At 48.5% G+C, this 25,889-nt stretch carries 21 protein-coding genes; 7 read left to right on the forward strand and 14 right to left on the reverse strand.

Annotation, left to right across the window (positions count from 1 at the left end):
• Positions 1 to 32 precede the first annotated feature (32 nt).
• The 5 genes from K7B67_RS02000 to K7B67_RS02020 form a co-directional block, all read right to left on the reverse strand.
• Entirely contained in the window at positions 33 to 1,373 is a 1,341-nt protein-coding gene (locus K7B67_RS02000) for a hypothetical protein (protein WP_252178698.1), read from the reverse strand.
• Positions 1,374 to 1,515: 142 nt separating this feature from the next.
• Positions 1,516 to 2,961, reverse strand: coding sequence for a bifunctional D-glycero-beta-D-manno-heptose-7-phosphate kinase/D-glycero-beta-D-manno-heptose 1-phosphate adenylyltransferase HldE (hldE, locus tag K7B67_RS02005; protein ID WP_252178699.1), 1,446 nt, complete (start codon positions 2,959 to 2,961; stop codon positions 1,516 to 1,518).
• A gap of 128 nt (positions 2,962 to 3,089) precedes the next feature.
• Positions 3,090 to 4,931: a lipid A export permease/ATP-binding protein MsbA gene (gene msbA, locus K7B67_RS02010; RefSeq protein WP_252178700.1), complete on the reverse strand. Its 1,842-nt coding sequence runs from the start codon at positions 4,929 to 4,931 to the stop codon at positions 3,090 to 3,092.
• Positions 4,932 to 5,085: 154 nt separating this feature from the next.
• The gene (locus K7B67_RS02015; protein WP_252178701.1) at positions 5,086 to 5,367 is read right to left on the reverse strand and encodes a helix-turn-helix domain-containing protein; all 282 of its coding nucleotides are present in this window, start codon (positions 5,365 to 5,367) and stop codon (positions 5,086 to 5,088) included.
• Positions 5,364 to 5,720, reverse strand: a complete 357-nt coding sequence (locus K7B67_RS02020) for a type II toxin-antitoxin system RelE/ParE family toxin (protein WP_252178702.1) — start codon at positions 5,718 to 5,720, stop codon at positions 5,364 to 5,366. The genes K7B67_RS02015 and K7B67_RS02020 overlap by 4 nt, the downstream gene beginning before the upstream one ends.
• Positions 5,721 to 5,971: 251 nt before the next feature.
• Here K7B67_RS02020 and K7B67_RS02025 point away from each other — a divergent pair, with 251 nt between their 5' ends.
• On the forward strand, positions 5,972 to 6,583 hold the full coding sequence (locus tag K7B67_RS02025) for a lipopolysaccharide kinase InaA family protein (protein ID WP_252178703.1): 612 nt from the start codon (positions 5,972 to 5,974) through the stop codon (positions 6,581 to 6,583).
• 60 nt (positions 6,584 to 6,643) lie between these two features.
• Positions 6,644 to 8,458, forward strand: a complete 1,815-nt coding sequence (typA, locus tag K7B67_RS02030; RefSeq protein ID WP_252178704.1) for a translational GTPase TypA — start codon at positions 6,644 to 6,646, stop codon at positions 8,456 to 8,458.
• A gap of 10 nt (positions 8,459 to 8,468) precedes the next feature.
• On the opposite strand, the gene K7B67_RS02035 is transcribed toward typA, so the two are convergent.
• Positions 8,469 to 10,154: a CAP domain-containing protein gene (locus tag K7B67_RS02035; RefSeq protein ID WP_252178705.1), complete on the reverse strand. Its 1,686-nt coding sequence runs from the start codon at positions 10,152 to 10,154 to the stop codon at positions 8,469 to 8,471.
• Positions 10,155 to 10,411: 257 nt separating this feature from the next.
• Between K7B67_RS02035 and pip the strand changes: the two genes are divergently transcribed.
• Both pip and dtd read left to right on the forward strand, forming a co-directional pair.
• Positions 10,412 to 11,365 carry a prolyl aminopeptidase gene (gene pip, locus K7B67_RS02040; RefSeq protein WP_252178706.1) on the forward strand — a complete coding sequence of 318 codons (954 nt, stop codon included), beginning with the start codon at positions 10,412 to 10,414 and terminating at the stop codon, positions 11,363 to 11,365.
• Between the two features lie 85 nt (positions 11,366 to 11,450).
• Positions 11,451 to 11,888 carry a D-aminoacyl-tRNA deacylase gene (gene dtd / locus K7B67_RS02045; RefSeq protein WP_252178707.1) on the forward strand — a complete coding sequence of 146 codons (438 nt, stop codon included), beginning with the start codon at positions 11,451 to 11,453 and terminating at the stop codon, positions 11,886 to 11,888.
• 85 nt (positions 11,889 to 11,973) lie between these two features.
• Here the strand turns inward: dtd and K7B67_RS02050 are convergent, their stop codons facing one another.
• A complete protein-coding gene (locus K7B67_RS02050) occupies positions 11,974 to 12,477 on the reverse strand; it encodes a hypothetical protein (protein ID WP_252178708.1) in 504 nt (167 codons plus the stop codon).
• Positions 12,478 to 12,686: 209 nt separating this feature from the next.
• Between K7B67_RS02050 and K7B67_RS02055 the strand changes: the two genes are divergently transcribed.
• From K7B67_RS02055 to K7B67_RS02065, 3 genes are all read left to right on the forward strand, one after another.
• The gene (locus K7B67_RS02055; protein ID WP_252178709.1) at positions 12,687 to 12,974 is read left to right on the forward strand and encodes a BrnT family toxin; all 288 of its coding nucleotides are present in this window, start codon (positions 12,687 to 12,689) and stop codon (positions 12,972 to 12,974) included.
• Positions 12,971 to 13,195 (forward strand): BrnA antitoxin family protein, encoded by a 225-nt coding sequence (locus K7B67_RS02060; protein ID WP_252178710.1) that lies wholly within the window; start codon positions 12,971 to 12,973, stop codon positions 13,193 to 13,195. Before K7B67_RS02055 ends, K7B67_RS02060 begins: the two co-directional genes overlap by 4 nt.
• A gap of 64 nt (positions 13,196 to 13,259) precedes the next feature.
• A complete protein-coding gene (locus K7B67_RS02065) occupies positions 13,260 to 14,840 on the forward strand; it encodes an FMN-binding glutamate synthase family protein (protein WP_252178711.1) in 1,581 nt (526 codons plus the stop codon).
• Positions 14,841 to 14,909: 69 nt separating this feature from the next.
• Here the strand turns inward: K7B67_RS02065 and argS are convergent, their stop codons facing one another.
• The 7 genes from argS to K7B67_RS02100 all read right to left on the reverse strand — a co-directional run bounded on the left by argS (position 14,910) and on the right by K7B67_RS02100 (position 25,824).
• Positions 14,910 to 16,652: an arginine--tRNA ligase gene (argS, locus tag K7B67_RS02070; protein ID WP_252178712.1), complete on the reverse strand. Its 1,743-nt coding sequence runs from the start codon at positions 16,650 to 16,652 to the stop codon at positions 14,910 to 14,912.
• A gap of 240 nt (positions 16,653 to 16,892) precedes the next feature.
• On the reverse strand, positions 16,893 to 17,054 hold the full coding sequence (locus K7B67_RS02075; protein WP_252178713.1) for a hypothetical protein: 162 nt from the start codon (positions 17,052 to 17,054) through the stop codon (positions 16,893 to 16,895).
• A gap of 83 nt (positions 17,055 to 17,137) precedes the next feature.
• Positions 17,138 to 19,021 carry an F-box-like domain-containing protein gene (locus K7B67_RS02080; protein WP_252178714.1) on the reverse strand — a complete coding sequence of 628 codons (1,884 nt, stop codon included), beginning with the start codon at positions 19,019 to 19,021 and terminating at the stop codon, positions 17,138 to 17,140.
• A 130-nt stretch (positions 19,022 to 19,151) separates the two neighbouring features.
• Positions 19,152 to 19,427: a type II toxin-antitoxin system RelB/DinJ family antitoxin gene (locus tag K7B67_RS02085; protein WP_252178715.1), complete on the reverse strand. Its 276-nt coding sequence runs from the start codon at positions 19,425 to 19,427 to the stop codon at positions 19,152 to 19,154.
• Between the two features lie 102 nt (positions 19,428 to 19,529).
• A complete protein-coding gene (locus K7B67_RS02090) occupies positions 19,530 to 21,398 on the reverse strand; it encodes an F-box/WD40 repeat-containing protein (protein WP_252178716.1) in 1,869 nt (622 codons plus the stop codon).
• A 95-nt stretch (positions 21,399 to 21,493) separates the two neighbouring features.
• Entirely contained in the window at positions 21,494 to 23,197 is a 1,704-nt protein-coding gene (locus K7B67_RS02095; protein ID WP_252178717.1) for an F-box/WD repeat-containing protein, read from the reverse strand.
• A gap of 17 nt (positions 23,198 to 23,214) precedes the next feature.
• Entirely contained in the window at positions 23,215 to 25,824 is a 2,610-nt protein-coding gene (locus K7B67_RS02100; protein WP_252178718.1) for an ATP-binding cassette domain-containing protein, read from the reverse strand.
• Positions 25,825 to 25,889: the final 65 nt, after the last annotated feature.

A 25,889-nucleotide genomic window follows, 5' to 3' on the forward strand; every position in this document is an offset into this window, starting at 1 on the left:
GTTCTGGCGGCTCGGTTAAGGAAAAAGGGCTTTTATTCACGCGAGGTTCCCACGTTTTCATAGGCCGCTGCCATCACTTCAGCAATTGTCATTGATGGGTTGTCTACAGTGATTCCAACCGCCTGTTGACACAGGGAGGCGTACTGGTCAAAGTCCCAGCCTGCGTCTAAATGGGCGGCGAACTCTTTGCCTAAAAGGTTCACTAGCTCAGATGAGTTGCTGAAAGTCAGCAGTTCATTCAAGTAGTTGTTTAGCAAGTTTGCCTCGTTTGTAAACTCTGGCTTTTCTTTTGTCAGCGCTGTAAGAGATCCCCGGAAGGGAATGGTGGGTGGGGCTCTGTCAGGTTTTTTGGGGCCTGTTTTGGTTTCAGGTTGAACCGTGTTTTCGTGAATTCTCTTCTGCAGGGCCTCCCGGTATTCTGTTTTCAGGAAAGAACCCTCTCCCTTAAAAGCGTAACTCTTCTCCAGTTTTTTGAGGTCTTTTGGTGTAGCTTCTAAAATCTCCTGAAGCTCCTTCAAAGCACTATCAACTTTGACCTTTGTCTTAGGGGGGAGTTGTTTACTCGCTACCGCCTTGCCCAGATTTTTTTTAATTTGGTGAGCCTGCTCAAAGCACTGGCAGGTAAGAATAGCCTGAGCCTGAATACTAGGGTATGGTCTGCCAACAGAAGAAAATGCCTTTGAGTCGGGTATTCCTTCCACTAAGTATTCAGACAGCGCAGGGCAAGATTTAAGCTGGTTTCGAATGGAGTCTGGAAAATTGGAGAATTTCAGTTCTTCTCGCTGAGCCCGCAATTGTTGCATGCACTTATCCAGTCCTTTTCTGAAAGGCTCACCAAGGTTTGGTGCCTCTTTTAAGGGTTGATGAGCGTTATATCGTGCCTCTAGCAGCATTATGGAAAAACCGGCTTCTTTGAAAGCCTTTTGAACATGAGGTTGCAGGTCTGGCTGTCCGGATTTTTCGGATTTTTTGGTCAGGTTAGCTAACAGATCTTCCACTTCACCCTGATTTCTGGCGTGTTTTTTAATCGTTCTCAGAACAGACTCATAACTGCCATTTTTATTGTTTACTGCTTTTTTGACATCATTCAATGCCAGTTTAAATGCTTTGACGGCTTTTTTTTCAGTGGCTTTTTTCTCTTTAGCTGCGGCTTTTTTCTCTTTAGCTGTGGCCTTATCGGAATTGCTGACACTTCTGGAGAAGAGGCTTTTTTTCGGCAGCTTCTTACCTTTTCCATTTTGGGGGACGGCATCTTCAACGGAAGAAATTGAAGAGCCTTTGTGATGGCCCTTAGGTTTCTCAACTTTCTGTTGACCATGTTCGGACCATGTTGGGCTGATAGAAACCTTTTCGCCGCCGCTGATAATACCCATTATTCTATCCCTGGATCTCTGAGTTCGCTCAACTTATTATAGAGGGCAGAGTTATAGTAAACGACTATCCTCGGGTTTTGGAGAAGATAGCCGTCAACTGTCGAAAAGTTGACGGCAATCCTGCTAGTTCATGGCAAAAGCATCAGGCGGTCTCTTCAGAAGTCTTGTCTTTTCTGATTTTTTCAACAATGGCGGTTGTTGAACAGTTGTCCAGGAACGCCAGAACCTTTACCTCACCACCGTATTCGTAGACGATAGGGGCGCCGACGACTTCATCTATGGTGTAGTCACCGCCTTTGACCAGAACGTCGGGTTTGACCATTCTCAGCAGATCTTCAGGGGTATCTTCTTCGAAGCAAACGACCCAGTCTACCGCTTCAAGGCCTGCCAGTACCGCCATTCTGCGATCTTCCGAGTTGATGGGGCGGCCTTCACCTTTCAATCTTTTTACCGAAGCATCGCTGTTGATGGCAAGTACCAGCCTGTCACCCTGCTTTCGGGCCTGCTCCAGATATCCGACGTGGCCTGCATGAATAATGTCGAAGCAACCATTGGTGAAGACGATTTTTTCGCCATGGGCCCGGGCATCTTCCAAGGCAATCTTGAGCTGGTCCGGGGTGATAACACCTCGCTCTGCTCCCAGTTCTCTGTTCACTTCGCGGCGCAGCTCGGGCATGCTCACCGTTGCCGTACCCAGCTTGGCGACCACGATACCAGCGGCAATATTGGCCAGGGCGGCGGCTTTGGGCAGGTCAGCCCCAGCCGCGAGGGCAGTGGCCAAAGTCGAAATAACCGTATCTCCGGCACCGGTTACATCAAAGACTTCACGGGCCCGGGCTGGCAGGTGCAGTTCCTGTTCGTCTCTGCGAATCAGGGTCATGCCGTGCTCGCTGCGGGTGATCAGTATGGCCTCAAGCTCCAGCTCATCCAGCAACCGGTGGCCTTTGGTAATCAACTCCTGCTCGTCCCGGCAGTGGCCGACCACGGTTTCAAACTCATGGAGGTTTGGAGTGATGACCGTTGCCCCGCGGTAACGCTCAAAGTTTGTACCTTTGGGGTCAACAAGGACCGGGATGCCCTGGGTACGAGCCAGTTCGATGAGCTGCTGCTGGTTTTGCAGGGTGCCTTTGTTGTAATCAGAAAGAATAACCGCATCGATGCTTGCCAGCAGGTTCGCCGTTTTTTCGGTCAGAATGTCGCTGCTCAGACCGGAGAACGCTTCTTCGTGATCCAGACGAATCAGCTGCTGATGCTGGCTGATCACCCTGAGCTTGGTGATGGTGGGAATATCTTTCAGCCGGGCAAAGTCGCAGTAGACTCCGGCCGCTTCCAGGCGGGCCTTCAGAGCGTCGGCTGCTTCATCATTGCCGGTGGCAGCGATCAACCAGGCCGGGGCACCGAGGGAGGCAATATTCAGGGCTACGTTGCCAGCGCCACCAGGTCTGTCTTCTATCTGGTTGACACGAACAACAGGTACAGGCGCTTCAGGGGAGATTCTGGAGGTGCCGCCGTGCCAGTAGCGATCCAGCATAACGTCGCCGATCACTAGAACCCTGGCTTGATTAAATCGTGGCAGAGTCAGTTTCATTCAGTCTTTTTCCAGTTGGTATCTTAGAGTCCTGCCAAGCGCAAACCTGGTGGCCGGACTCCCGGTAGGTTTACCACGAAATCATCCTGAAGGGTAATCGTGGTAAGACCTCAGCTTTTTCAAAGAGTTCAGTTTTTTACCGATTGGGAAGACTCCAGAGGCGTCACTTCTACGGCATCTTCCTGCTCTTCCTGAAACTGCATTTGGTGCAGTTTCGCATAATGACCTTTTTTGGTCAGCAGTTCGGTATGGGTGCCGCTCTCTACAATTTCGCCTTTCTCCATCACAATGATACGGTCGGCATTCTCAATGGTGGAGAGTCGGTGGGCAATGACCAGTGTTGTGCGATTTTTCATCACTTCATCCAGTGCCGCCTGAATATGGCGCTCGGATTCAGTATCCAGGGCCGAGGTTGCTTCGTCCAGAATCAGAATCGGAGCATCCTTCAGAATGGCCCGGGCGATGGCCAGACGCTGACGCTGACCACCGGAGAGCAGTACGCCATCTTCACCGACCAGCGTATTCATGCCCTGGGCCATATTCTTGATAAATTCATTGGCATGGGCGGCTTCGGCAGCCAGATGAATGTCTGCATCATCTTTGTCACGCAGGTCACCGTAGGCAATGTTGCGCGCTACCGTATCATTAAACAGGGTGACATTCTGGTCCACCAGGGCAATATGACTGCGGAGGTTTTTCAGGCTGTATTCATCAATAGGCGTATCATCCAGCAGGATTTGACCCTGCCCGTGGGAATAAAAGCGGGGAACCAGGTTGGCCAGTGTGGTTTTGCCTGATCCGGAGCGACCTACCAGGGCAATCGTCTCACCTGGATTAACCGTGAAGTTAATATGGTTCAGGGCGGGTTTGTCGGCATTCTGATATTTGAACATCAGGTTGCGAAACTCCAGCTTGCCTTCAACCCTTTCCTTCTCAAAGGTGCCATTATCCGGTTCACAGGGCTGGTCAGCCATTTCAAAAATGCTTTCTGCGGCGGCAATACCCTTCTGGATATTGGCATTCACTTCGCTCAGCTGACGAATAGGCTTGGGCAGCAATGCCGCGGCAGTGACAAAACTCACCAGCGAGGCGGTGGTGGCATCCCCTTTTAACCAGAGCACCAGGAAAAACAGGACGGCGAGGGCGCAATTCACCAGAAACTGCAAAACAGGCGTATGGACAGCCGAAGCCTTGACCATTTTCAGCCCCTGACGGGTGTTGCGATGACTGGCGTTAAAGAAGCGGGTGGTTTCATAGTTTTCACCACCAAAGCCCCTGACTACCCGGTAGCCATTGATGGATTCGGAGCTGGCGTGGGTCAGGTCCCCCATGGACATCTGGATCTTGGAACTCAGTCTACGGAAGCGTTTGCTGGCGGTGCTGACCACTAAGGCAATGACGGGAGCGACACCGATGAAGATCAGGGTGAGCTTCCAGTTGGTCAGGATCAGATACCCGAACAGGAAGATAACGGTCAGGCCTTCCCGTACAACCACCTTGACGGCATCGGTGGCTGCCGTGGTTACCATACCCACGTTGTAAGTGATTCTGGCAATCAGGTGGCCGGAGTTATTGTTGTCAAAGTAGTTGTTGGGCAGCTGAATCATTCGGTTAAACATCAGGCAGCGCAGGTCGTGGACAACCGATAAGGAGACTTTGGCCAGGAAGTAGTTACCCAGGAAGGAGCCTATTCCCCTGAAAATGGCAATAGATAGCATGACGAGGGGAATCAGGATCACCGAAGTCATGATGGAAGCAGGAAGAATACTCCCAAGGTCCTTATTAATAGTGACGAAGCTGCCTTCAAGTGCTTCAACAAAATATTCCAGCAAGCGGGCAAAGGCTGGCTGGCTGAGCGCAAACATGACATAGCCCAGTAAACTGACGGCAAAAAAGCCCGAGTAGGGCTTCACATAGCTGAGAAGGCGCAGGTAGATCTGCAGGCTTCCCGCCTTGGCTGGTTCTGACATGATCACTGTAATCAGTTAAAAATGAGGGACCTTATTTTGGATGAATCTGGCTGCGGGCTCAATGGATACTGTCCTTAAAATCATGGTTTTTACTTTAAGATGACGTTTTTAGATGCCGCAGCAGAGTAAAGTGAGTTTTGCCTGCAAAAAAATATCAAACCAGTTTCAACTCCAGCTTCTTGCCCATCGCCTCCGCGGCGTTAGACAGGGTTTTCAGGTTTAAACTGGTGTTAGCCGGATCAAGCAGTCTGTCCAGCTGGGAACGGCTGGTGCCCAGCAACCGTGCAAAGGCTGATTTATTTACTCCTTCGGATTTTAGATACTCACTTATTTGCCAGGCAATCACTCGCTTCATTGCTTCAGCCTGACTCTCGGGCAGTAGACCATCTTCTGCTAAAAAGTCATCAAAGCTACTGCCTATGTGGGGGTTGTTCATGACACTCCTCCTTGTTTCCTGAATACATCTTTAAGGCGCGATTTTGCCAGATTTAAGTCTCCAGACGAGATTTTCCTGGACTTCTTAATAAAACCATGAAGTAACACCATCTCAGACCCGGCTACCGTAAACAGCATTCGGGCGATCCGGCCTTTTGGCAGATCACTGCGAACTTCCCAGAGGCTGACGTCCATTTTTTTGACCAGAGGCATACCCAAGGGCCAGCCAAGCTCTACTGTTTTGACATCCTGACCTATCACCCGGCGATCGTCTCGATCAAGCTCCCTAAGCCACTCCCGAACAGGTTCATGCCCGGAAACATTGGCATAGAATCGAACTGAGATAATTTTCATATTAAGCTGTACCAATTTAGGTACATTGTAGGCCGAATAGTCGCTAAAGAAAAGAAAGTATAAAGCTAACTTTAAATACCACCAGACCTAAGGCGCTTCACTGCACATTAATCATTGCATAGGCCTGCGTGAATACTGAACACAAGCAGTAATGTAGTCTTCATCCGAATCAAAGCCGCTTTATGAATGTTCCGGGCTAAGGTATCATTGGCCGCCTTTTTTACGGTGGAAATAATGAGTATTCAACGCACATGAGTGGTATGCAGCGGTTATCTTCCACGGCTTACCAGACCCTGATCGAAGGGGCTGAGGTGATAGAACAGGATCATGTTGGCTACAAGGTTCTGAAGCTGAAGGATAAGACTTTTCTGAAACTGTTTCGGGTTAAAAGCACCATCAGCTCAGCATGGCTGAGGCCTTACTCTGTCCGGTTTGCCAGAAATGCCTCTGAACTCATGGCACGAGGTATTAAAACGGTTGACATCATTAGCTGCTATCGTCTTGAAAGGTATAAAAATACGGCTGTCCACTATCGGCCATTGCCGGGTCGGACCCTCAGGCAGGTTTTCCCTGCTCTGAATGAGGATGAAACCCGGGCTCTGGCAGAACAGGTAGCCCGTTATATTGCCCACCTGCACGCAAAAGGCATTTATTTTCGCTCCCTGCATATGGGCAACATTCTGAAATTGCCCGACGATACTTTTGGGCTGATAGACATTGCCGATATGCGCTTTAGCCGGAGTCCTCTGAAAGAGGCGTTAAGGCTCAGGAATTTGCACCATCTGGCTCGTTATAAGCAGGATGTTCAGTATCTGATTAAGGATCAGACATTTTGTGCCACCTACGCAGGCTGGCGGATGTAGGTGTGGACAAGGTCGAAGCGGTGATGCACCGCATCTGAAAGATTTTAAGAGAGAAATACAGTGATAGAAAAGTTACGCAATATTGCCATCATCGCCCACGTCGACCACGGTAAAACCACCCTGGTTGACAAACTGCTTCAGCAGTCCGGAACCCTGGGTCGAAAAGATCAGGGTGCCGAGCGGATCATGGACTCCAATGACCAGGAGAAAGAACGCGGCATTACCATCCTGGCCAAGAACACCGCCATCAACTGGCAGGACTACCACATTAATATTGTTGACACGCCCGGACACGCCGACTTCGGTGGTGAGGTGGAACGGGTAATGTCCATGGTGGATTCGGTTCTGCTGCTGGTGGATGCGGTGGACGGGCCTATGCCTCAGACCCGCTTTGTTACCCAGAAAGCGTTTGAACAGGGTCTGCGCCCCATCGTGGTCATCAACAAGGTTGACCGTCCCGGAGCCCGCCCTGACTGGGTTATGGATGAAGTGTTTGATCTGTTTGATCGTCTGGGTGCCACTGAAGAGCAGCTGGATTTTCCGGTGATTTACGCTTCTGCACTGAACGGTATTGCCGGTGATGATCCTGAAAACATGGCGCAGGATATGACGCCACTGTTTGAAATGATCGTCAATAATGTCCCTTCTCCCAAGGTGGATGTGGATGCACCTTTCCAGATGCAGATCTCTGCCCTGGATTACAGCAGCTTCCTGGGAGTTATCGGTATTGGTCGTATCACCCGTGGTGTCCTCAAGCCTTCTACTCCGATTCGTCTGATCGGTGCCGATGGCAATGAGCGCAATGCCAAGATTCTGAAGGTAATGGGTCACCTGGGTCTGGAGCGTGTGGACGTTGAAGAGGCCCGTGCTGGCGATATCGTTTGCGTCACTGGCATCGACAAACTGAACATTTCGGACACCCTGTGCGATCCAAACCATGTTGAAGCACTGCCAGCCCTGACGGTGGATGAACCAACCGTCAGCATGACCTTCCAGGTGAATGACTCGCCCTTTGCCGGTCAGGACGGTAAGTATGTGACCTCCCGTAATATCAAGGAGCGTCTGGACCGCGAACTTCTTCATAACGTAGCGCTGCGTGTTGAGCAGGGTGATGATGCTGACAAGTTCAAGGTGTCTGGCCGTGGTGAACTGCACCTGTCGGTTCTGATCGAAACCATGCGTCGTGAAGGCTTTGAGCTGGGGGTTTCCCGTCCAGAGGTCGTCATCAAAGAAATTGACGGCGTTCTACAGGAGCCTTATGAACAGGTAGTTGTGGATGTTGAGGAACAACATCAGGGTTCTCTGATGGAAGAGATGGGTCACCGCAAGGCAGAACTGACCAACATGGTACCAGACGGCAAAGGTCGTGTTCGTCTGGAGTTTATTATGCCTGCCCGTGGTCTGATTGGTTTTCGTTCCCAGTTCCTGACCATGACGTCCGGTAGCGGAATTCTGACCAATGTCTTCGATCACTACGGTGTAGTGAAAGACGGCGAAGTGTCTCACCGCAAGAACGGTGTTCTGGTTTCTATGGTGAATGGTAAGGTGCTGGGCTATGCGCTCTGGAACTTACAAGATCGTGGTCGTTTGTTCCTGAACCCGAACGTTGACGTTTATGAAGGTCAGATCATTGGCCTGCATAATCGGGACAATGACCTGGTGGTTAACCCGACCAAGGGTAAACAGCTGACCAACGTTCGTGCTTCCGGCTCCGACGAAAACATTCAGCTCACCCCGCCTATCCAGCATACCCTCGAACAGGCTCTGGAATTTATTGACGACGACGAGCTGGTGGAAGTTACGCCTAACCATGTCCGTTTACGCAAAAAGTTCCTGAAGGAGCATGAGCGCAAGCGTGCCAGCCGCAGCAAATAATGGCATGGCGTTACTGACCGGGGAGTCTCCGGTCAGCGTGTCTTAATGGTGAAGCAAAAACCTGAGCCCAGTATGTTTTGTATTGTTCAGAGGGGTTTTTTACAACGCTGACTCCCATCTCGGTGACTTTAGGGTTCATGATATTTTCACAATGCCCCTTACTGCTCATCCAGCTTTTGAGTACTTCGTCGATAGAGAGTTGGCCTACGGCAATGTTTTCGCTAGAGATTGACAAGCGATAACCCTGTGCTTCAATGCGTTGATGGGCTTTACTGCCATCGGAGCCTGTGTGGTTCATAAAGTCTCCGTTGGCCATATCCGTTGCGTGCTTGAAAGCCGCTGCTTCAAGAGAATAGTTCCAGCGCAAAGGTCTGACTGCAGGCTTGACGGTATTGCCACAGACTTGCTGCTGGGAACGTATGGCATTGACAGCCATCAGTATTTGATTGGCAAAGCTTTGGCCTTGGCCGGATTGGATTATGCCTTCGTTGGGCCAATGAGCGTGATCCAGGTGAGGGGCAGGCCATTGACTGTTGTGCCAACGATCTTTCAGGAAGTTGGAGACTTTGGGAGAGAGGTATTTCCAGGCTTCATGCCCTTTCTTCGGAAGAGAGTTTATGAATTTCATGATTACCGGCAATTTGGGAGCAATAGTTTCTTTCCAGGTGCTTTGAAAATAATACTTAATGGGTCTCCAGTTCTGGTAGAAGGTTGCGGACGCTGCACCGATAATGCCGAACTTGAAAGCACCTACCACACAGCGTTTGCAAAATCGAAGTGGGGAACCATCGTTGTATTCTTTAGCGGCTTCTTTTCTCACCTCAGCGATCCCTCGAGCCAGTCTTTTTCTTTCGGTAGCTATTTCTCTGAGTGTTTTCATGGCATGCTCTCTGCTTCCCCAGCTGAGCCCCGTGGGTGGATTCTGAACATTTCTGACTCCAAATTGGAGTGCTGAGAACAAGTAAGGTGGTATATCAGCACTGCTACCAGCGAAGATATCAAGCGGTCTGACAGGTTGATTCAAAGCGTCTTTAAGCAGAGCTTCCACAGGTGTCTGATGGGCTTGCAGATTTAAGACAATTGGCTGCACATGACCGGGAGCCTCATTCTCTCCAGGTGTCAGGAAAAGGCTTATATCCGCTGTGCTTAAGGCTGTGAACAGAGCCTCAGGCTCTTCTGACAGTGAAATGATGTTTTCTTCAACTTCATAGCTGCCATCTTCAAACCCTGTGAAGATCTGAGTCGCAATCGATCCATCTGCTAATGGCGTTATGGTCAGAATCTTTTTCTTTAGCAGAATGGCCAGTTGAGTGTTCAGATGGTTGATGGGCACACCCGGTGTGGCACCTTCAGGTGTCCCTGCGCTGAAACTTTCAAGATAGATATGCAGAGCCGCCGCATTGACGGGCTGGTCCTCTGTGTATTCAAGGTCTTCTGCCTGTTGCCAGAGTTGGCTGAGTTCCTGTTCACTGAGAACGCTCATAATGGAGCGAGCCCAGCAACTTCCCCCATCTGCATTTTGGCGACAGCTTTCAGGTGTTTGGTAATTGTGGCTGGAGAGATAGCTCTTCAGCTCATCAGAATCAGCCTGCGGGAAGTCGTCCGTTGAAGCAGCATGGGATAAACCCACTGCTATGGAAAGAACCAAAGCAATGATCGGTGGGTCAATAAATCTGTGAATAAATGGTTTGTTCATAAATTATTGCTCGCTGTTTTCAGAGTTATGCAAGCACACTACCTGCCTTTTTTCTCAATCGTTTTTTTTAGCCATTTTTTTTAGCTATGTAACTCAGATAGCTCAAATACGTGAAAGTTCCTCAAACCCATGACAATGCTTGGAAAACCTCGGTTTTTAAGAGTATTGTAGAGTGTTCCGGCAGCAGGTGAATCAGACGCTCTGTCTGTTCAGCTGACTGACTTTCGCTTGATTCAGTGACTTCTGAAGGAAGGAACATGCGCACGCTTTACCCGGCTATCAAGCCATACTCTGTCTTCAAACTGACTGTGGATACTGTTCATCAGGTTTATGTGGAAGAATGCGGGAGTCCTGACGGTATTCCTGTGTTGTTTGTCCATGGCGGACCTGGATTAGGTATTTCGGAAAAAGCGCGCCGGTTCTTTGATCCCGAAAAATACAGAATCATCCTTTTTGACCAGCGTGGCTGTGGTCGGTCACTTCCCCATGCCGAGTTGAAAGAGAATACTACCCAGAACCTGATCGCTGATATGGAGCAGATCAGGGAGCATTTGGGTATTGAAAAATGGATGCTGTTCGGCGGCTCCTGGGGTTCTACCCTTTCTTTGCTCTACGCCCAGGCTCATCCGAAAAGGGTTATGGCCATGGTGCTCAGGGGGATTTTCCTGTCTCGTCAGAAGGACTTTGACTGGCTTTATACCGAGCAGGGGGCTGGCAGAGTGTTTCCGGACCACTGGAAGCATTTTGAAGAAATTATTCCGGAAAGTGAGCGCGGTAATATGCTCAAAGCGTATTACCGTCGCCTGACCGGTGACGATGAACTGGCGCAGATGAATGCGGCTAAACACTGGGCATTATGGGAGGGGCGGATCAGCACCTTGAAACCCTGCCCTGATGTTGAAGAGTTTTGCAGTGAGCCCCACAGCGCCAAGGCCATTTCCCGGATCGAAACCCATTACTTTATGAATGACAGCTTTATTGAACCTCACCAGATTATTCGGGATATGAAATACATTGATCAGATTCCCGGCATCATTGTCCATGGTCGTTACGATATGATCTGTCCCCTGGATAATGCCCAGGTATTGGCAGATCACTGGACACAAGCAGAGCTGCAGGTGATCAGGGAGGCGGGTCATGCTTCTTCCGAGCCAGGTATTGTCGATGCACTGGTGATTGCAACGGACAAGTTGGCGATTAAATTCGGATAATTCCGGGGTCGATTGATTTTCTTCTGAGCCCTGGCCTTTAAAGCCGGGGCGACACCATGTACAGACTTCCAGAGTAGGATAACCCATGCGTGGATTAATCCAGCGAGTCCAGTTCGCCCACGTCAAAGTGAACGGTGAAACCGTAGGTGAGATCGAAGAAGGTCTTTTACTCTTCCTGGGCGTAGAAAAAGACGATGATCAGGCAAAAGCGAATAAGTTGCTGGACAAAGTGCTCAAATATCGGGTTTTCAGCGATCAGGACGGAAAAATGAACCTGGGTTTGGCAGATACCGGCGGTGGGTTGCTGGTGGTCTCACAGTTCACACTGGTCGCCGACACTCGTAAGGGACTGCGTCCCGGTTTCAGTTCCGGGGCTTCTCCTGAACAGGGTGAGAAAATATACGACTATTTTGTTGAGCGTGCCCGCGCTCTGCATCACAAGGTGGCAACAGGACGTTTTGGCGCTGATATGAAAGTCTCCCTGTTGAATGATGGGCCGGTTACTTTCAATCTCGAAGTCTGAGGTGTGTCATTCGATGGAAAAACGGCAGAAGCAGGCGTTAGGTGCTTGGGCTAAACATCAAGCTTTTAATTTGCGTTGAGCTTTGTTAGAACTCTTCTTCCATGAGCTCAAGCTCAACCCTCTTTTTATGGTAATCCTTCAAAATTGATTCATTTACCGTTGTCATTTTCTTAGATAACCACTTTTTCCTCACGATGGAATACACAACACGTCCATCGTCATCTTTATCTTCAATAAGGGTAAAACCGTGTTCATAAAGTTCTTCGGAAATATTTTCAATGACTGATTCAGAAAGTCTATTTCTTCCAGAGATATCACGTAGCTGATTGTAGGAAATTGTTATAGGTCGTTTTACATGCCAGTAAATTTCGATAAGGTTCTCAGCTACCTTTTGTTCGGGCAACCTGGTATTCGAGATGAGATTCTCAAGTGCTTGGATCTTATTAGCTTTTGCTCGTCCCGTTGAGTACCAGCGTTGCAAGCTACCAGTTGCGACGCCGCACAGTTCAGCCATTTCTTCAAAGGTATAGCCGAACTCTTCACGAACCTTTTCTATAATCTTTCTCGCTTCAGTATTTACATTAGTCATTCTCGTAACCTCTTTGTGATGCACACCTGTAGCAAAGTGTGAGGCTTACTGTGGATGTATCTAAATGTGGTGTCAAGTGTATAAGTGAATTTCCAACTTTTACAGAAACATCGCAACTCGTTCGTCGGGAGAGCATACTACACCCGCTAACTATGCTTTTTAGCTCACTACAAACTTGACAGATCATACTGTGTACATACTATGTATGTATGATAAAGTTTGAATGGGATCAGGTTAAAAGCCGATCTAACCAAAGAAAACATGGGGTCTCCTTTGAGGAGGCAAAGAGCGTATTTTATGATGAATATGCTGTTCAGTTTTATGACGAGGAAAATTCAGAAGCTGAAGATAGATTTTTGATGGTTGGCTTGAGTCAAGAATCCCGTGTTTTACTGGTTTGTCACTGCGAGAGAGATGATGGTCAATCAATCCGAATTATCTCAGCACGGAAAGCAACACATAATGAGCGCAGATATTACGAAGGAATCTTGTCATGAAAGACGAATATGATTTGTCAAAAATGAAATCCCGTCGAAACCCTTACGCTTCAAAACTGAAAAAATCAGTCACAATGCGTCTTGGTGAAGATGTCATTGAATATTTCAAAAAAATGGCTGAAGAGACGGGTGTACCCTATCAAAGTCTTATCAACCTCTATCTTAGAGACTGTGTAGCACAACATCGTAAAATAGATATCACATGGCAAACCAGGCCATAACGAATTTGCCAAAGCCCGTTTTTTCAACAACACTCCAGTGGATCGCGCTGAAAAAGGTGGAGAAATGGCACGTAAGTTGTTTTTCTGGATTGCCATTGGCGGAACGCTGATTACATTACTTCTGTCGTTTTTCTGGCCCGGGGTACTCTGGCTGTTTGTTTTTCTGTTGCCTTATACCTTGATCGGGATTCTTGATCTGACCTGCACCAATCATAACGTTCTGAAAAATTATCCTGTCATTGGTCATATGCGCTACGCGCTTGAGTTTATCAGCCCTGAGATTCATCAATACTTTATCGAGTCCAATCAAAGCGGCAAACCGTTTAATCGTGAAATCCGGAACATGGTGTACTCAAGGGCCAAAGGCGTGTCTGATACCCAACCTTTTGGCACCCAGTTTGAGCTGACCGACTGTGGCTACCATCGGGCCAATCATTCCCTGACACCCAAAGCCGTGGATGCCAGCCACGGAAAAGTACTGATCGGTGAACATTCCTGCTCACAGCCTTATCTGGCATCCAGGCTGAATATTTCTGCCATGAGCTTTGGTGCCCTGAGTGCCAATGCCATTAAGGCCATGAATGCCGGCGCCCGCAGGGGCGGTTTTGCTCACAACACGGGAGAAGGCGGGTTAAGCCGACACCATCTGGCAGAGGGTGGGGATCTGGTCTGGCAGATTGGCACGGGTTACTTTGGTTGTCGAACACCGGAAGGTGGCTTCGATGAAAAGCTTTTTGCTGAAAAAGTAAAGCATGAAGCGGTGAAAATGGTTGAAGTTAAATTATCCCAGGGCGCCAAACCCTCCCACGGCGGTGTTTTACCTGCCGTTAAAGTGACGGAAGAAATTGCCCAGGCCAGAGGTGTTCCCGTAGGCGTAGCCGTCATTTCGCCACCTGCGCATTCGGCTTTTTCAACGCCCAAAGAGCTGATTTTGTTGATTGACCGTCTCAGGAATATGGCCAATAAACCGGTGGGCTTTAAGCTCTGCCTGGGCAACAGAGTGGAATTTATGGGGATCTGTAAAGCGATGCTGGCAACCGGCCTGGCTCCGGATTTTATTACGGTTGATGGCGCCGAGGGAGGCACAGGGGCCGCTCCGGTGGAATACACCGACCGTTTGGGAATGCCGCTGAATGAGGCTCTGGTGTTTGTGCACAACAGTCTGGTGGGCGCAGGTCTGAGAGATAAAGTAAAGATTATTGCCAGCGGCAAGGTGGCATCGGGTTTTGATATGGTGACCAAGATCGCGTTGGGTGCTGACCTTTGTAACTCAGCCAGGGCCATGATGTTTGCTGTGGGGTGCATCCAGGCATTGAAGTGCAATACCAATTGCTGTCCAACCGGGGTGACCACCCAGGATCCGGTCAGAGGCAAAGCCGTCAATATTGCTGAAAAACAGATCAGGGTGGCAAACTACCACCGGGCGACGATAGCCAGTTTTCTGGATATTGTCGGTGCGATGGGGCTGGAAAGCCCCGATCAACTCAGTGCGAGGCACATCTTCCGTCGTCTGGCGGATCAGACAGAGGGTTCTTACGCCACCCTCTACCCGGCTTTGGCAACAGGGGCTTTGTTGGAGGGGGAATACATCTTCGGGTACAGCAACTATTGGGCCGAGGCTTCGGCGGATGCCTTCTTACCATAGAAAGTTGCCATAGAAAGTTACCATAGAAAATGCCGACATTAACGTCGGCATTTTCCGGGTTAAACAGAATTACATCTGTTCAACCGTTTCGATACCAAGCAGGCCAAGGCCTGTCTTGAGGATATGAGCCGTCAGGGCGCAGAGTTGCAGGCGACTGTTTTTAACCGATTCACCGACCCCTTCCTTGTTAACCGGGCAGTTCTCATAAAAGCTCATGAAGGCACCAGACAAGTCGTAAAGGTAGCTGCACAGGACATGAGGCGTTCCTTCCCGGGCAGCCTGGTCAATGGTTTCGCTGAAGCGGTTGAGCTTCAGGGCCAGGTCTCTTTCAGCAGGCTCGACCACCAGAATGTCACCCGTCAGGTCGGATTCAGCCACTCCGGCCTTGCGGAAGATGCTCTTGACACGGGTGTAGGCGTAGAGCAGGTAAGGCGCAGTGTTGCCCTCAAACGCCAGCATAGTGTCCCAGTCGAAAACATAATCGCTGGTGCGATTTTTGGACAGATCCGCGTATTTTACCGAGCCCATGGCCACGGCTTTGATGACTTTAACCTTCTGTTCTTCGCTGAGATCAGAGGCTTTGCTGGCCATCAGTCGGGCGGCACGTTCTTCAGCTTCGTCCAGCAGATCCACCAGTTTGATGGTGGTACCGGCACGGGTCTTGAACGGTTTGCCATCCTTACCCAGCATCATGCCGAAGGCGTGGTGTTCGGTGCGGGTGTCTTGATTAACAAAGCCTGCTTTGCGGGCAATGGTGAAAATCTGCTCAAAGTGTTGTCCCTGGCGAGCATCCACATAGTAAAGAACCCGGTCCGCATTCAGGGTGTGAGTCCGGTAACGCAGTGCTGCCAGATCGGTGGTGGAGTAAAGGAAACCGCCGCCAGACTTTTCGACGATGACGCCCATTGGGTCACCGTCTTTATTCTTGAATTCATCCAGGAAGACCACTTTGGCACCCTGGTCTTCACTTAACAGGTCTTTGTGGTCCAGTTCATTAATGATGGATGGCAGACTGTCGTTGTAGGCGCTTTCACCCATCACGTCCGATGGTGCCAGGGAAACATTCAGTCGCTCGTAGACTTCCTGGTTGTGAGACAAAGTAATATCAACCAGTTTTTTCCAGAGTTTCAGGCAGTGCTCGTCGCCAGACTGTAATTCGACGACGTACTGACGGGCTTTTGTGGCAAACTCTGCGTCGTCATCAAAACGTTTTTTAGCTGCCTTGTAGAAGGTTTCCATATCCGAAAGCTCCATGGCCTGGGCTTCCTGACTGTCCCGCTCCAGCTCTTCAAGATGAGCAATCAGCATACCGAACTGAGTTCCCCAGTCGCCCAGGTGATTCTGGCGAATGACCTTGTGGCCCAGAAACTCCAGAGTGCGAGCGGTAGCATCACCAATAATGGTGGAGCGAATGTGGCCAATGTGCATTTCTTTGGCGACATTAGGCGCAGAGTAATCGACAATTACGGTTTCCGGACTGTTGACAGCAGCGACTCCGGAACGATCGTCTTTTACTGCTTCTTTCAGTCTGGCGGCCAGCCATTCTGGCCTGAGGTAGATATTAATAAAACCGGGGCCGGCAATTTCCGTGTTTTCAGCAATACCTTCCAGATCCAGGTTTTCTGCCACTTTCTGAGCCAGGTCTCTGGGCTTGAGTCCCATTTTCTTTGCGGCGGCCATTACGGCATTGCACTGGTAATCACCGAAGTTGGCCCGTGCACTCTGGCGAACCATTGGCGGGGTATCGTTCGGGGCTCCGGCGGCGATCAGTGCTTTGATGACTCTGTCTTCAAGCAGTTTAAGGATGTTCATGGAAAAAAGTCCTTGGTCTGAAACGGGTATTCGATGATTTATTTGGCTCAAGGCTGCTTTCGCTCAAGGCTGCTTTCGCTCAAGGCTGCTTTCGCTCAAGGCTGCTTTCGCTCAAGGCTGCTTTCGCTCAAGGCTGCTTTCGCTCAAGGCTGCTTTCGCTCAAGGCTGCTTTCGCTCAAGGCTGCTCATCGGGAAAAATACTTTGCACTGTCTGTGTTTCATTGTTGATGGTTCTTTAAACTATTTTTCTACCGCTATAGCTGCCTCTGACAACAGAGCCTGTTGACCTTTCTGGTCAGTGGTCGCCCTGTTCTGCAAAAAAAGCATGGTGTCGAAAGTGATGGTGACTGAAAAGCAAACTTTCAGCCTTGACCAGAGAGTGACTGATGAGAGTGATTTCATAGCGAGAAATGATAGCGAATAAAGTCGCTTTGAGACAATAGCCAGTCTCCGGCAATCGTGATAACAAGGCCTGTCGAGTGCTTTCACTCAGTGTCAGCAATCAATCGATTAGTCCCCCGTAGTTCATAAACAAACACCTTGTTATCACTACATGCGACTATCACATAGTGGCCACTGTGGCTGACGTAATCGATCGTGGCATCGTGGGAAATGATCGCTTTTTGGTCCCATTTCCCATCCATTTGCAGACCATGGATTTTTAACGTTTTTTTACAGGCGGTCAATACGAGGCGGCTATCAGCCCTGAATATGGCTGTGAAAATCTCTTTATCATGGGAAATGACAGCCGTTTTATGCCAGGATCCAAGCTTCAGACTATAGATCATCACAGTGCCATCTGAACTGGTGGTTACCACATGGCGGCTATCGTAGCTAAAGATGGCCGACTTGATCCCGCGATTATGGCGAACGATGGCTTCAACCACCCATGATCCATTATCGTCCCGGCACAAAATTTTTGCCTTGCCGTCTGTGCTGGCGGTTAACGCATAGCGTCCATCGCGGCTGAGGGCAGCTGATATGATTTGGTCGTCATGGGAAATGGTAATTTCATGCTCCCATGATCCATCGTCTTTCTCACCATAAATGGTTACCTTAAAACTCACTTGTTCACCGAAGCCGTTATCCCACCATCCATCGTCTTCCTCATCGTAGATTGTTTCCGTGCGCTCCTCACTGGTGATCAGCAGGCGGTGGCCATCGCGACTGAAGATGGCTGATTTGACCTGATCATCATTGAAAGCAAGCTCTTTTTCTTGCCACAGCCCATTATCCATCAGGCCGTGAAGTTTTAACTTTTCATTCTTGCTGATGGTCACCACATGACGGTTATCGCAGCTGAAGAAGGCTGACAGGACCGGACTATCATGAGTAATGTTCATTTCTGGTTCCCATAAGCCATTCTTCAGACCGTAGATTTTCGCTGTGTTATCGCGACAGGCAATGACCAGACGTTGGCCATCGTAGCTAAATTCGGCTGATTCGATCGATCTATCCAGGGAGATGAGGTCTTTTTCTTCCCATAATTCATCGTCCTTCAGAGTCAGGATTTTCGCCGTTCCATCCCAGCTGGCAGTCACCAGATATTGGTTATTGGGGCAGAAGGCGATTGTTCTGATTGCATTTTTGTGGCTAATGGTGAATTCTTTTTGCCAGGATCCATCGTTCATCTCACGACAGATTTTCCCCGTATAGTCAAAGGAATGGGTCACTAGACGACGTGCATCGTTACTAAAGCGGACTTTTTCGACACATTTATTATGGGAAATTTTGTTTTTTTCTACCCAGCTGAATTCAGACTGTGATTCATTGAACTGGCGGACATAGATTCTTGCCATGTTATCCTGACCGGAAACCGCTATATAGAGACCATTGAGGAGGGTTTTGACAGACATGATCCCGTGATCATGGATAATGGTGGCTTTTGTATCCACTTCAAATTTTTCACATTCAGACATCAGCCTGGTTTGGGTGAAATAGAACAAAGCAGGAAAATAAGTTTTCTCCCGGTGTTCCATGAGTGACGTAATGAACTGTTTATCATTGGTAAATAGCTGCAGCCATTGAGTGAGTTGTTTCACATCTTTTGTAGGAAGAGCCCTCTTAAGTCGATATTGGTGTGGTGAGGTAAATTGGCGATACCATGCCTTTGCAAGCTCATGGTTATCTTCAATGATCTTGTGAAAGTGGGTACATACCTGCTGTAAACGGACAACATCCCTATGCTTTAAAAAGCTAATAATGTGCACTTGTAGCTCGATGGGCAAACCGATTAACAAAGATTCTTGCCTGTCAGGTACGGAGATAGTTCTACCCCAACCACTACCGGTGGGTGTTTCTAATTGAGCTTGAGTGGAAGGCTCTGAGAGTAAACCTTCATTGTTGCAGCTGCTCTTTATTTTAGGCATATCAGGCTCCTCCTGAGTTATTTATTTTCCACTTCCTGTAGAGTGACCTGAAATCATGAGCAGCTTTCGTGGTCTAATAAGTAGAGTAAAGGGAGCTGGAAAAGTTCCTTTTTTTGATATCCACTCCAGCTTATGCACGTCGTTTTTTCCTGTCGATCAAGGCCTGAACGTCATCCATAACCTGATTATGTGGCAAAACCTCTTCAGAGTTCAGGGCTTCTTTAACCCGCTCCCGGAACCAGGCATCGTGTGCTTCAGGATCACAGGTGAGGCCGACGGGCAAGCCACCTTCTTTGGTTATCCGGGTTAACAGGATCCGAACTGCATCAGACAGGGTTAAGCCGAAGTTTGCCAGCTTTTCAGTGGCTTCTTTTTTTAAGGTGTCATCCACACGAACGTGCAGCATTGATGTATGAGCAATGACGAATATCCTTTTAAGTGGTTTCTACCTGTTGTCTCTCTCAAGCCAGTCTCCGGCAATCGTGATAACAAGGCCTGTCGAGTTCTGTCACTCAGTGTCATCAGCAATCAATTGATTAGTCCCCCGTAGTTCATAAACAAACACCTTCTTATCACCACATTTGACTATCACATAGTGGCCACTGTAGTTGACGTAATGGATCGGAGTATCGTGGGAAATGATCGCTTTTTGATCCCATTTCCCATCCGTTTGCAGACTATGGATTTTTAACGTTTTTTTACTGGCGGTAAATACGTGGCGGCTATCAAGCCTGAATAGGGCTGTGAAAACCTCTCCATCATGGGAAATGACAGCCGTTTTATCCCAGGATCCAAGCCTCAGACTATAGATCATCGCAGTGCCATCTGAACTGGCGGTTACCACATGGCGGCTATCAAAGCTAAAGCCGGCCGACGTGATCTTGCGATTATGGCGAATGATGACTCCAACCCTCCATGATCCATTATCGTCCCGGCACAGGATTTTTGCCTTGCCATCTGCACTGGCGGTTAACGCATAGCGTCCATCGTGGGTGAGGGCAGCTGATACGATTTGGGCGTCATGAAAAATGGTAATTTCATGCTCCCATGATCCATCGTCTTCCTCACCATAGATGGTTACTTTAAAACTCACTTCGTCACCGGAGCCGGTATCCAATGATCCATTGTTTTCCTCACTGGTGATCAGCAGACGGTGGCCATCGCGACTAAATATGACTGATTTGAACTGACCATCATTGAAAGCAAGCTCTTTTTCTTGCCACAGCCCATTATCCATCAGGCCGTGAAGTTTTAACTTTTTATTATTGCTGATGGTCACCAAATGACGGTTATCGCAGCTGAAGAAGGCTGACAGGACCGGACTATCATGAGTAATGTTCATTTCTGGTTCCCATGAGCCATTTTTCAGACCGTAGATTTTCGCTGTGTTATCGCGACAGGCAATGACCAGACGTTGGCCATCGTAGCTAAATTCGGCTGATTCGATCGATCTATCCAGGGAGATGAGGTCTTTTTCTTCCCATAATTCATCGTCCTTCAGAGTCAGGATTTTCGCCGTTCCATCCCAGCTGGCAGTCACCAGATATTGGTTATTGGGGCAGAAGGCGATTGTTCTGATTGCATTTTTGTGGCTAATGGTGAATTCTTTTTGCCAGGATCCATCGTTCATCTCACGACAGATTTTCCCCGTATAGTCAAAGGAATGGGTCACTAGACGACGTGCATCGTTACTAAAGCGGACTTTTTCGACACATTTATTATGGGAAATTTTGTTTTTTTCTACCCAGCTGAATTCAGACTGTGATTCATTGAACTGGCGGACATAGATTCTTGCCATGTTATCCTGACCGGAAACCACTATATAGAGACCATTGAGGATGGTTCTGACAGACATGATCTCGTGATCATGGACAATGATAGCTTTTGTATCCACTTCAAATTTTTCACATTCAGACATCAGTCTGGTTTGCGTGAAATAGAACAAAGCAGGAAAAAAATCTTTCTCCCGGTGTTCCACGAGTGACGTAATTAACTGTTGATCATTGGTAAATAGCTGCAGCCATTGAGTGAGTTGTTTCACATCTTTTGTAGGAAGAGCCCTCTTAAGTCGATATTGCTGTGGTGAAGTAAATTGGCGATACCATGCCTTTGCAAGCTCATGGTTATTTTCAATGATCTGGTGAAAGTGGGTACATACCTGCTGTAAACGGACAATATCCCTATGCTTTAAAAAGCTAAAAATGTGCACTTGTAGTTCGATGGGCAAACCGATTAACAAGGATTCTTGGCTGTCAGGCACCGAGATGGTTCTACCCCAGCCACTACCGGTTGGTGTTTCTAATTGAACTTGATTGGCAGACACTGAGAGTAAACCTTCATTGTTGGGGTTGCTCTCTATTTTAGGCATATTAGGCATATCAGGCTTCTCCTGAGTTATTTATTTTCCACTTACTTTAGAGCGACCTGAAATCATGGGCAGGCGGCTTGAAGCCGATGAGAAAAAGGGCGTCATTATTTCTGTCCCTCAGTGTCAGCAATCAACCGATTATGTCCCCGTAATTCATAAATGAACATCGTGTTATCTCTACATATGACTGTCACATAGTGGCCATCGTAGCTGAATGTGGTGAACCAGATCGGGGTATCGTGAGAAATGATCGCTTTTGGTTCCCAGGTTCCATCCGTTTGCTGGCCATAGATTTTTAACGTTTTATCTTCGCAGATTAATACGTGGCGGCTATCAGCAGGGCTGAACATGGCCGTGACAACCTCTTTACCATCGGAAATGACAGCCGTTTTATGCCAGGATCCAAGCTTCAGACTATGGAACATCACAGTGCCATCTTCACTGACGGTCAACACACAGCGTTCATCGAGGCTGAGGGCAGCTGATATGATTGGGTCGTCATGGGAAATAGTAATTTCATGCTTCCATGATCCATCTTCTTCCTCACCATAGATGGTTACCGTGCAGTCCCTTCTGGTGATCAGCAGACGGTGACAATCGAGACTGAAGAGGACTGATTTGACTCGACTATCATTGAAAGCAAGCTCTTTTTCTTGCCACAGCCCATTATCCGCGAGGCCGTGAAGTTTTAACTTTTGTTCTTTGTCGATGGTCACCACATGACGGTTATCGTCGCTGAAGAAGGCTAACAGCACAGGATTATCATGAGTAATGTTCACTTCTGGTTCCCATAATCCATTCTTCAGACGATAGATTTTCGCTGTGTTATCGTAACAGGCAAGGATCAGACGTTGGCTATCGTAGCTAAATTCGGCTGATTCGATCGGTCTATCCAGGGAGATGAGGTCTTTTTCTTCCCATAATCCATCGTCCTTCAGAGTCAGGATTTTCGCCGTTCCGTCCAAACAGGCAGTCACCAGATATTGGTTATTGGGGCTGATGGCGGCTGAGTTGATCTTACTTGCGTGGCTAATGGTGAACTCTTCTTGCCAGGATCCATCGTCCTTCTGACGACAGATTTTCCCCGTATAGTCCAAGGAAATGGTCACCAGACAGCGTGCATCGTTACTAAAGCGGACGTCTTTGACAAAATTATGGAAAATTTTGGTTTTTTCTACCCATCTGAATTCAGACTGTAATTCATTGAACTGTCGGGCATAGATTCTTGCCATGTGAGTACCGGCAACCGCTATATAGAGACCATTGAGGACGGTACTGACAGACTTGATCCGGTGACCATGGACAATGGCGGCTTTTGTATCTACTTCAAATTTTTCACATTCAGACATCAGCCTGGCTTGGGTGAAATAGAACAAAGCAGGAAAATAATCTTTCTCCTGGTGTTCCATGAGTGACGTAATTAACTGTTTATCCTTCGTAAATAGCTGCAGCCATTTAGTGAGTTGTTTCACATCTTTTGTAGGAAGAGCCCATTTAAGTCGATATTGCAGTGGTGAAGTAAATTGGCGATACCACGCCTTTGCAAGCTCATGGTTATCTTCAATGGTCTGCCGAAAGTGGGTACATACCTGCTGTAAACAGGCAACATCCCTAAACTTTAAAAAGCTAATAATGTGCTCTTGTATTTCGATGGGCAAACCGATTAACAAGGATTCTTGGCTGTCAGGCACCGAGATAGTTCTACCCCAACCACTACCGGTTGGTGTTTCTAATTGAGCTTGAGTGGCAGGTACTGGGAGTAAACCTTCATTGTTGGAGCCACTCTCTATTTTAGGCATATCAGGCATATCAGGCTCCTCTTGAGTTATTCGTTTTCCATTTTCCTGAGACTGACTTGGCTGTCTTCCAAGTGAACTCTGCCTGAATAAAATCCATGGTAGTTATTCTGGGCGGCATTGTGGTCGACGATCAGCAGCAGGCTGTCAGGCAGATATTTTTTTAACATTTCCTGTGTCCGTTGCACGGAAGCCGGATCCATCCCGGCGAAAATTTCATCCAGTATGGCTACTTCAGGACGCCGGTTAATCATCGAGAGCAGTGCCAGTTTTTTAATCTGGCCGCCACTGAGTTGGTCTTTCCAGTTACGTTCGTCGCGGAGCTGTTCTTTCAGAAGATGCCATTGCTTTTCAGGGCAGAAATCGATCTCCTTTAACAGGTCGATCAGTTCCTGGTCTGTCAGGTCGGCTCTGTGTTTTGGGTGTAGTGGATGTTGTGAAGCTGGAGGCTGATTGTCTGAGCCTTTTTCTAATCGTAACGTGACAAGTTCTCTCAGGGTGGTGCTGGGTGGCAGGTAGGTCAGCTGTTCGGCGTGGAAGACTTCAGGCAACTCGCCATTGGCCGTGGTGTAGGTCACATTACCGGTTGCCCAGATACCGTTGCCGGCTTCTCTTCTGATCTTTGAAAGCAGGCTGCTCTTGCCACTGCCAGAAGCACCGGAAACTGCATAATAGCCTCTGGGAATGGTCAATGCCTGATCGGTCATCAGCACACCTTTTGGGTGTCCCATGGAGAAGGCTTCCAGATGGATGGCGATCTCATTCCCTTTTTGTGCCTGATAGTCAGGCTGTTTCGACAATGCCTTCGGGGGGTTGTATATTTCTGTTCCCAGAGAGTAAATGCTATAGACCGCTTGCCTGAAGCTCAGCAGGGTATCGACGTTATTAGCGTGCCATGAGTAGGCATCGGAAACACTGTCAGAGGCGAAAAGGAGGGCCTGATAATCATCGTATGCGACTTCTCCGGTGCTCATCTTTTTGGCAATGAAAAGACTTTTGGCAAGAAAGTCGGCAAGGCCTTTTCCTCTGTACCAGCTACCTGCAATCAGTCCTGCTTGAGACTGGCTGGCCTCTGTCTTTCGAAGTGCCAGCAGCAGCTGGGAATACTTTTCGACCATAAAATCCTTTTTGGCACCGCTGCCAATGGTTCGGGCATTGGTGGTGAAGTCTTTTTTTAGCAAGTCGAGTTCAGTGCTCAGAGAAAGTCTCTCTCTTTCCAGATCCAGGCTTCCCTTGTTAAGGCTCAGGGTGATGGACTCAGTGGTTTTGCTGTAGATATCCATAAACACCAGCATATCGGCAGCGCCGCTTTTGATAATAAAAGAGAGATCATAAAAACCACCGATATAAGCGCGGGCCAGCGAACGCTTGAGTACGCTACCGCCATTGACGACGTTGTGGATACTGACATCCATTCCGGCAATCAGGGTGTCGAGATTTTTATCCATGTTCAGTCTGATAAAGTTCTGGTCATCGAAAAAGAGCTTCTCCAGTTCATCCTGTGCAGCTTGCATCATCAGAATTCTGTAGTAGCTGTTTATCACCGAATCCATTAGCCATTGTCCCATGTAAGGCAGGCAGAAATAACCCAATGACAGGCCGGCGCCCATATAACTGGATAGAGCCTCTTCTGGTTGTAGACCGAGCCTCGGATTAAAGTTTGACAGACTTTCCTGGATAGTCTGGAACCGGGAAGAGTGCATTTTGGCCAGTCTGGAACTCATCAGTTGGGAGCCAGCTATGGCAAGCGCCTGCATGTGTGAGAGTCTCTGGATGGTCTGGCGATCCATAATGTTGTTCAGGATATAATCCATTTCAGCAACGACTTCCAAATTACTTTTGTCATTCGCCCGACCAGAGGGTTTCAGCGTGATACACAGGTAAGAAAGGGAGCGCTCATCTTCTGAAAGAGAGGTGAACAGACAGGTTCCACTCCAGACGATGCCGGCACTTTCGATTAAATAAGGCACATTGAGTTGAGACACCGCAGAACTGTAAGAGCTGCCAATCATGGGCAGGCGGCTTGCAGCCGATGAGAAAAAGGGCGTCATTATTTTTAGCTGGGTGACAGCGGATAGTGTTGTGGATAAGGGCTCAGTACCCGTTAAATTACAGGCTGCCATCACTTCATCGACAGCACCGAGAGCGGCTCCCGCAGCGGCTCCCGGCATTCCTCCCAGGATGGCGCCGTTGATGGCCCCCTTTGCCGGTGCGCTAAGGTACTTTTCAAGGAAATTAAACTGGCCTGTAGCAGCCAGTGCACCACCGATAAAACCGCAAAGGTAATTGATAGAACTGGGCATGGGAGTATTGCTCATGGTAGCGGCTCCCATAACACCGGCACTCATATAATAGGAGGCCGAGGTATTGAGGTGATTGTAGAGAAGGTCCAGACTGGATAGGCCGACACCGGAAATAACGCCTGCACTCACGCTATAAGGCGTATGACCAGCTGAATTGCTGGCAGCAATGCCCCCAGCAATACCGCTCATAAGAGGCATCACCAGCCACTGGGAGTTATGCAGCATCCCATGAGCCTGGTGTAACACTGGCTCAGGATAAGAGGGGGGTTCTGATTCTGAAGAGAAAGCTGCTGCATTTATCAGCAATAAAATCCATATCAGGGCAAAAACTCGCATTCGAAACTCCTTTTACTTCTGCTTTATTAGTCACTTGCTTGGGCTAACAAGTAGAGTAAAGGGAG

The organism is Endozoicomonas sp. 4G (assembly GCF_023822025.1).
In the GTDB taxonomy this organism is placed as follows: Bacteria; Pseudomonadota; Gammaproteobacteria; order Pseudomonadales; family Endozoicomonadaceae; genus Endozoicomonas_A.

Coding starts and splice junctions, on each gene's coding strand:
- K7B67_RS02000 (WP_252178698.1), bottom strand. CDS start 1,373: ATGGGTATTATCAGCGGCGGCGAAAAGGTTTCTATCAGCCCAACATGG.
- hldE (WP_252178699.1), bottom strand. CDS start 2,961: ATGAAACTGACTCTGCCACGATTTAATCAAGCCAGGGTTCTAGTGATC.
- msbA (WP_252178700.1), bottom strand. CDS start 4,931: ATGTCAGAACCAGCCAAGGCGGGAAGCCTGCAGATCTACCTGCGCCTT.
- K7B67_RS02015 (WP_252178701.1), bottom strand. CDS start 5,367: ATGAACAACCCCCACATAGGCAGTAGCTTTGATGACTTTTTAGCAGAA.
- K7B67_RS02020 (WP_252178702.1), bottom strand. CDS start 5,720: ATGAAAATTATCTCAGTTCGATTCTATGCCAATGTTTCCGGGCATGAA.
- K7B67_RS02025 (WP_252178703.1), top strand. CDS start 5,972: ATGAGTGGTATGCAGCGGTTATCTTCCACGGCTTACCAGACCCTGATC.
- K7B67_RS02035 (WP_252178705.1), bottom strand. CDS start 10,154: ATGAACAAACCATTTATTCACAGATTTATTGACCCACCGATCATTGCT.
- pip (WP_252178706.1), top strand. CDS start 10,412: ATGCGCACGCTTTACCCGGCTATCAAGCCATACTCTGTCTTCAAACTG.
- dtd (WP_252178707.1), top strand. CDS start 11,451: ATGCGTGGATTAATCCAGCGAGTCCAGTTCGCCCACGTCAAAGTGAAC.
- K7B67_RS02050 (WP_252178708.1), bottom strand. CDS start 12,477: ATGACTAATGTAAATACTGAAGCGAGAAAGATTATAGAAAAGGTTCGT.
- K7B67_RS02055 (WP_252178709.1), top strand. CDS start 12,687: ATGATAAAGTTTGAATGGGATCAGGTTAAAAGCCGATCTAACCAAAGA.
- K7B67_RS02060 (WP_252178710.1), top strand. CDS start 12,971: ATGAAAGACGAATATGATTTGTCAAAAATGAAATCCCGTCGAAACCCT.
- K7B67_RS02065 (WP_252178711.1), top strand. CDS start 13,260: ATGGCACGTAAGTTGTTTTTCTGGATTGCCATTGGCGGAACGCTGATT.
- argS (WP_252178712.1), bottom strand. CDS start 16,652: ATGAACATCCTTAAACTGCTTGAAGACAGAGTCATCAAAGCACTGATC.
- K7B67_RS02075 (WP_252178713.1), bottom strand. CDS start 17,054: ATGAAATCACTCTCATCAGTCACTCTCTGGTCAAGGCTGAAAGTTTGC.
- K7B67_RS02080 (WP_252178714.1), bottom strand. CDS start 19,021: ATGCCTAAAATAAAGAGCAGCTGCAACAATGAAGGTTTACTCTCAGAG.
- K7B67_RS02085 (WP_252178715.1), bottom strand. CDS start 19,427: ATGCTGCACGTTCGTGTGGATGACACCTTAAAAAAAGAAGCCACTGAA.
- K7B67_RS02090 (WP_252178716.1), bottom strand. CDS start 21,398: ATGCCTAATATGCCTAAAATAGAGAGCAACCCCAACAATGAAGGTTTA.
- K7B67_RS02095 (WP_252178717.1), bottom strand. CDS start 23,197: ATGCCTGATATGCCTAAAATAGAGAGTGGCTCCAACAATGAAGGTTTA.
- K7B67_RS02100 (WP_252178718.1), bottom strand. CDS start 25,824: ATGCGAGTTTTTGCCCTGATATGGATTTTATTGCTGATAAATGCAGCA.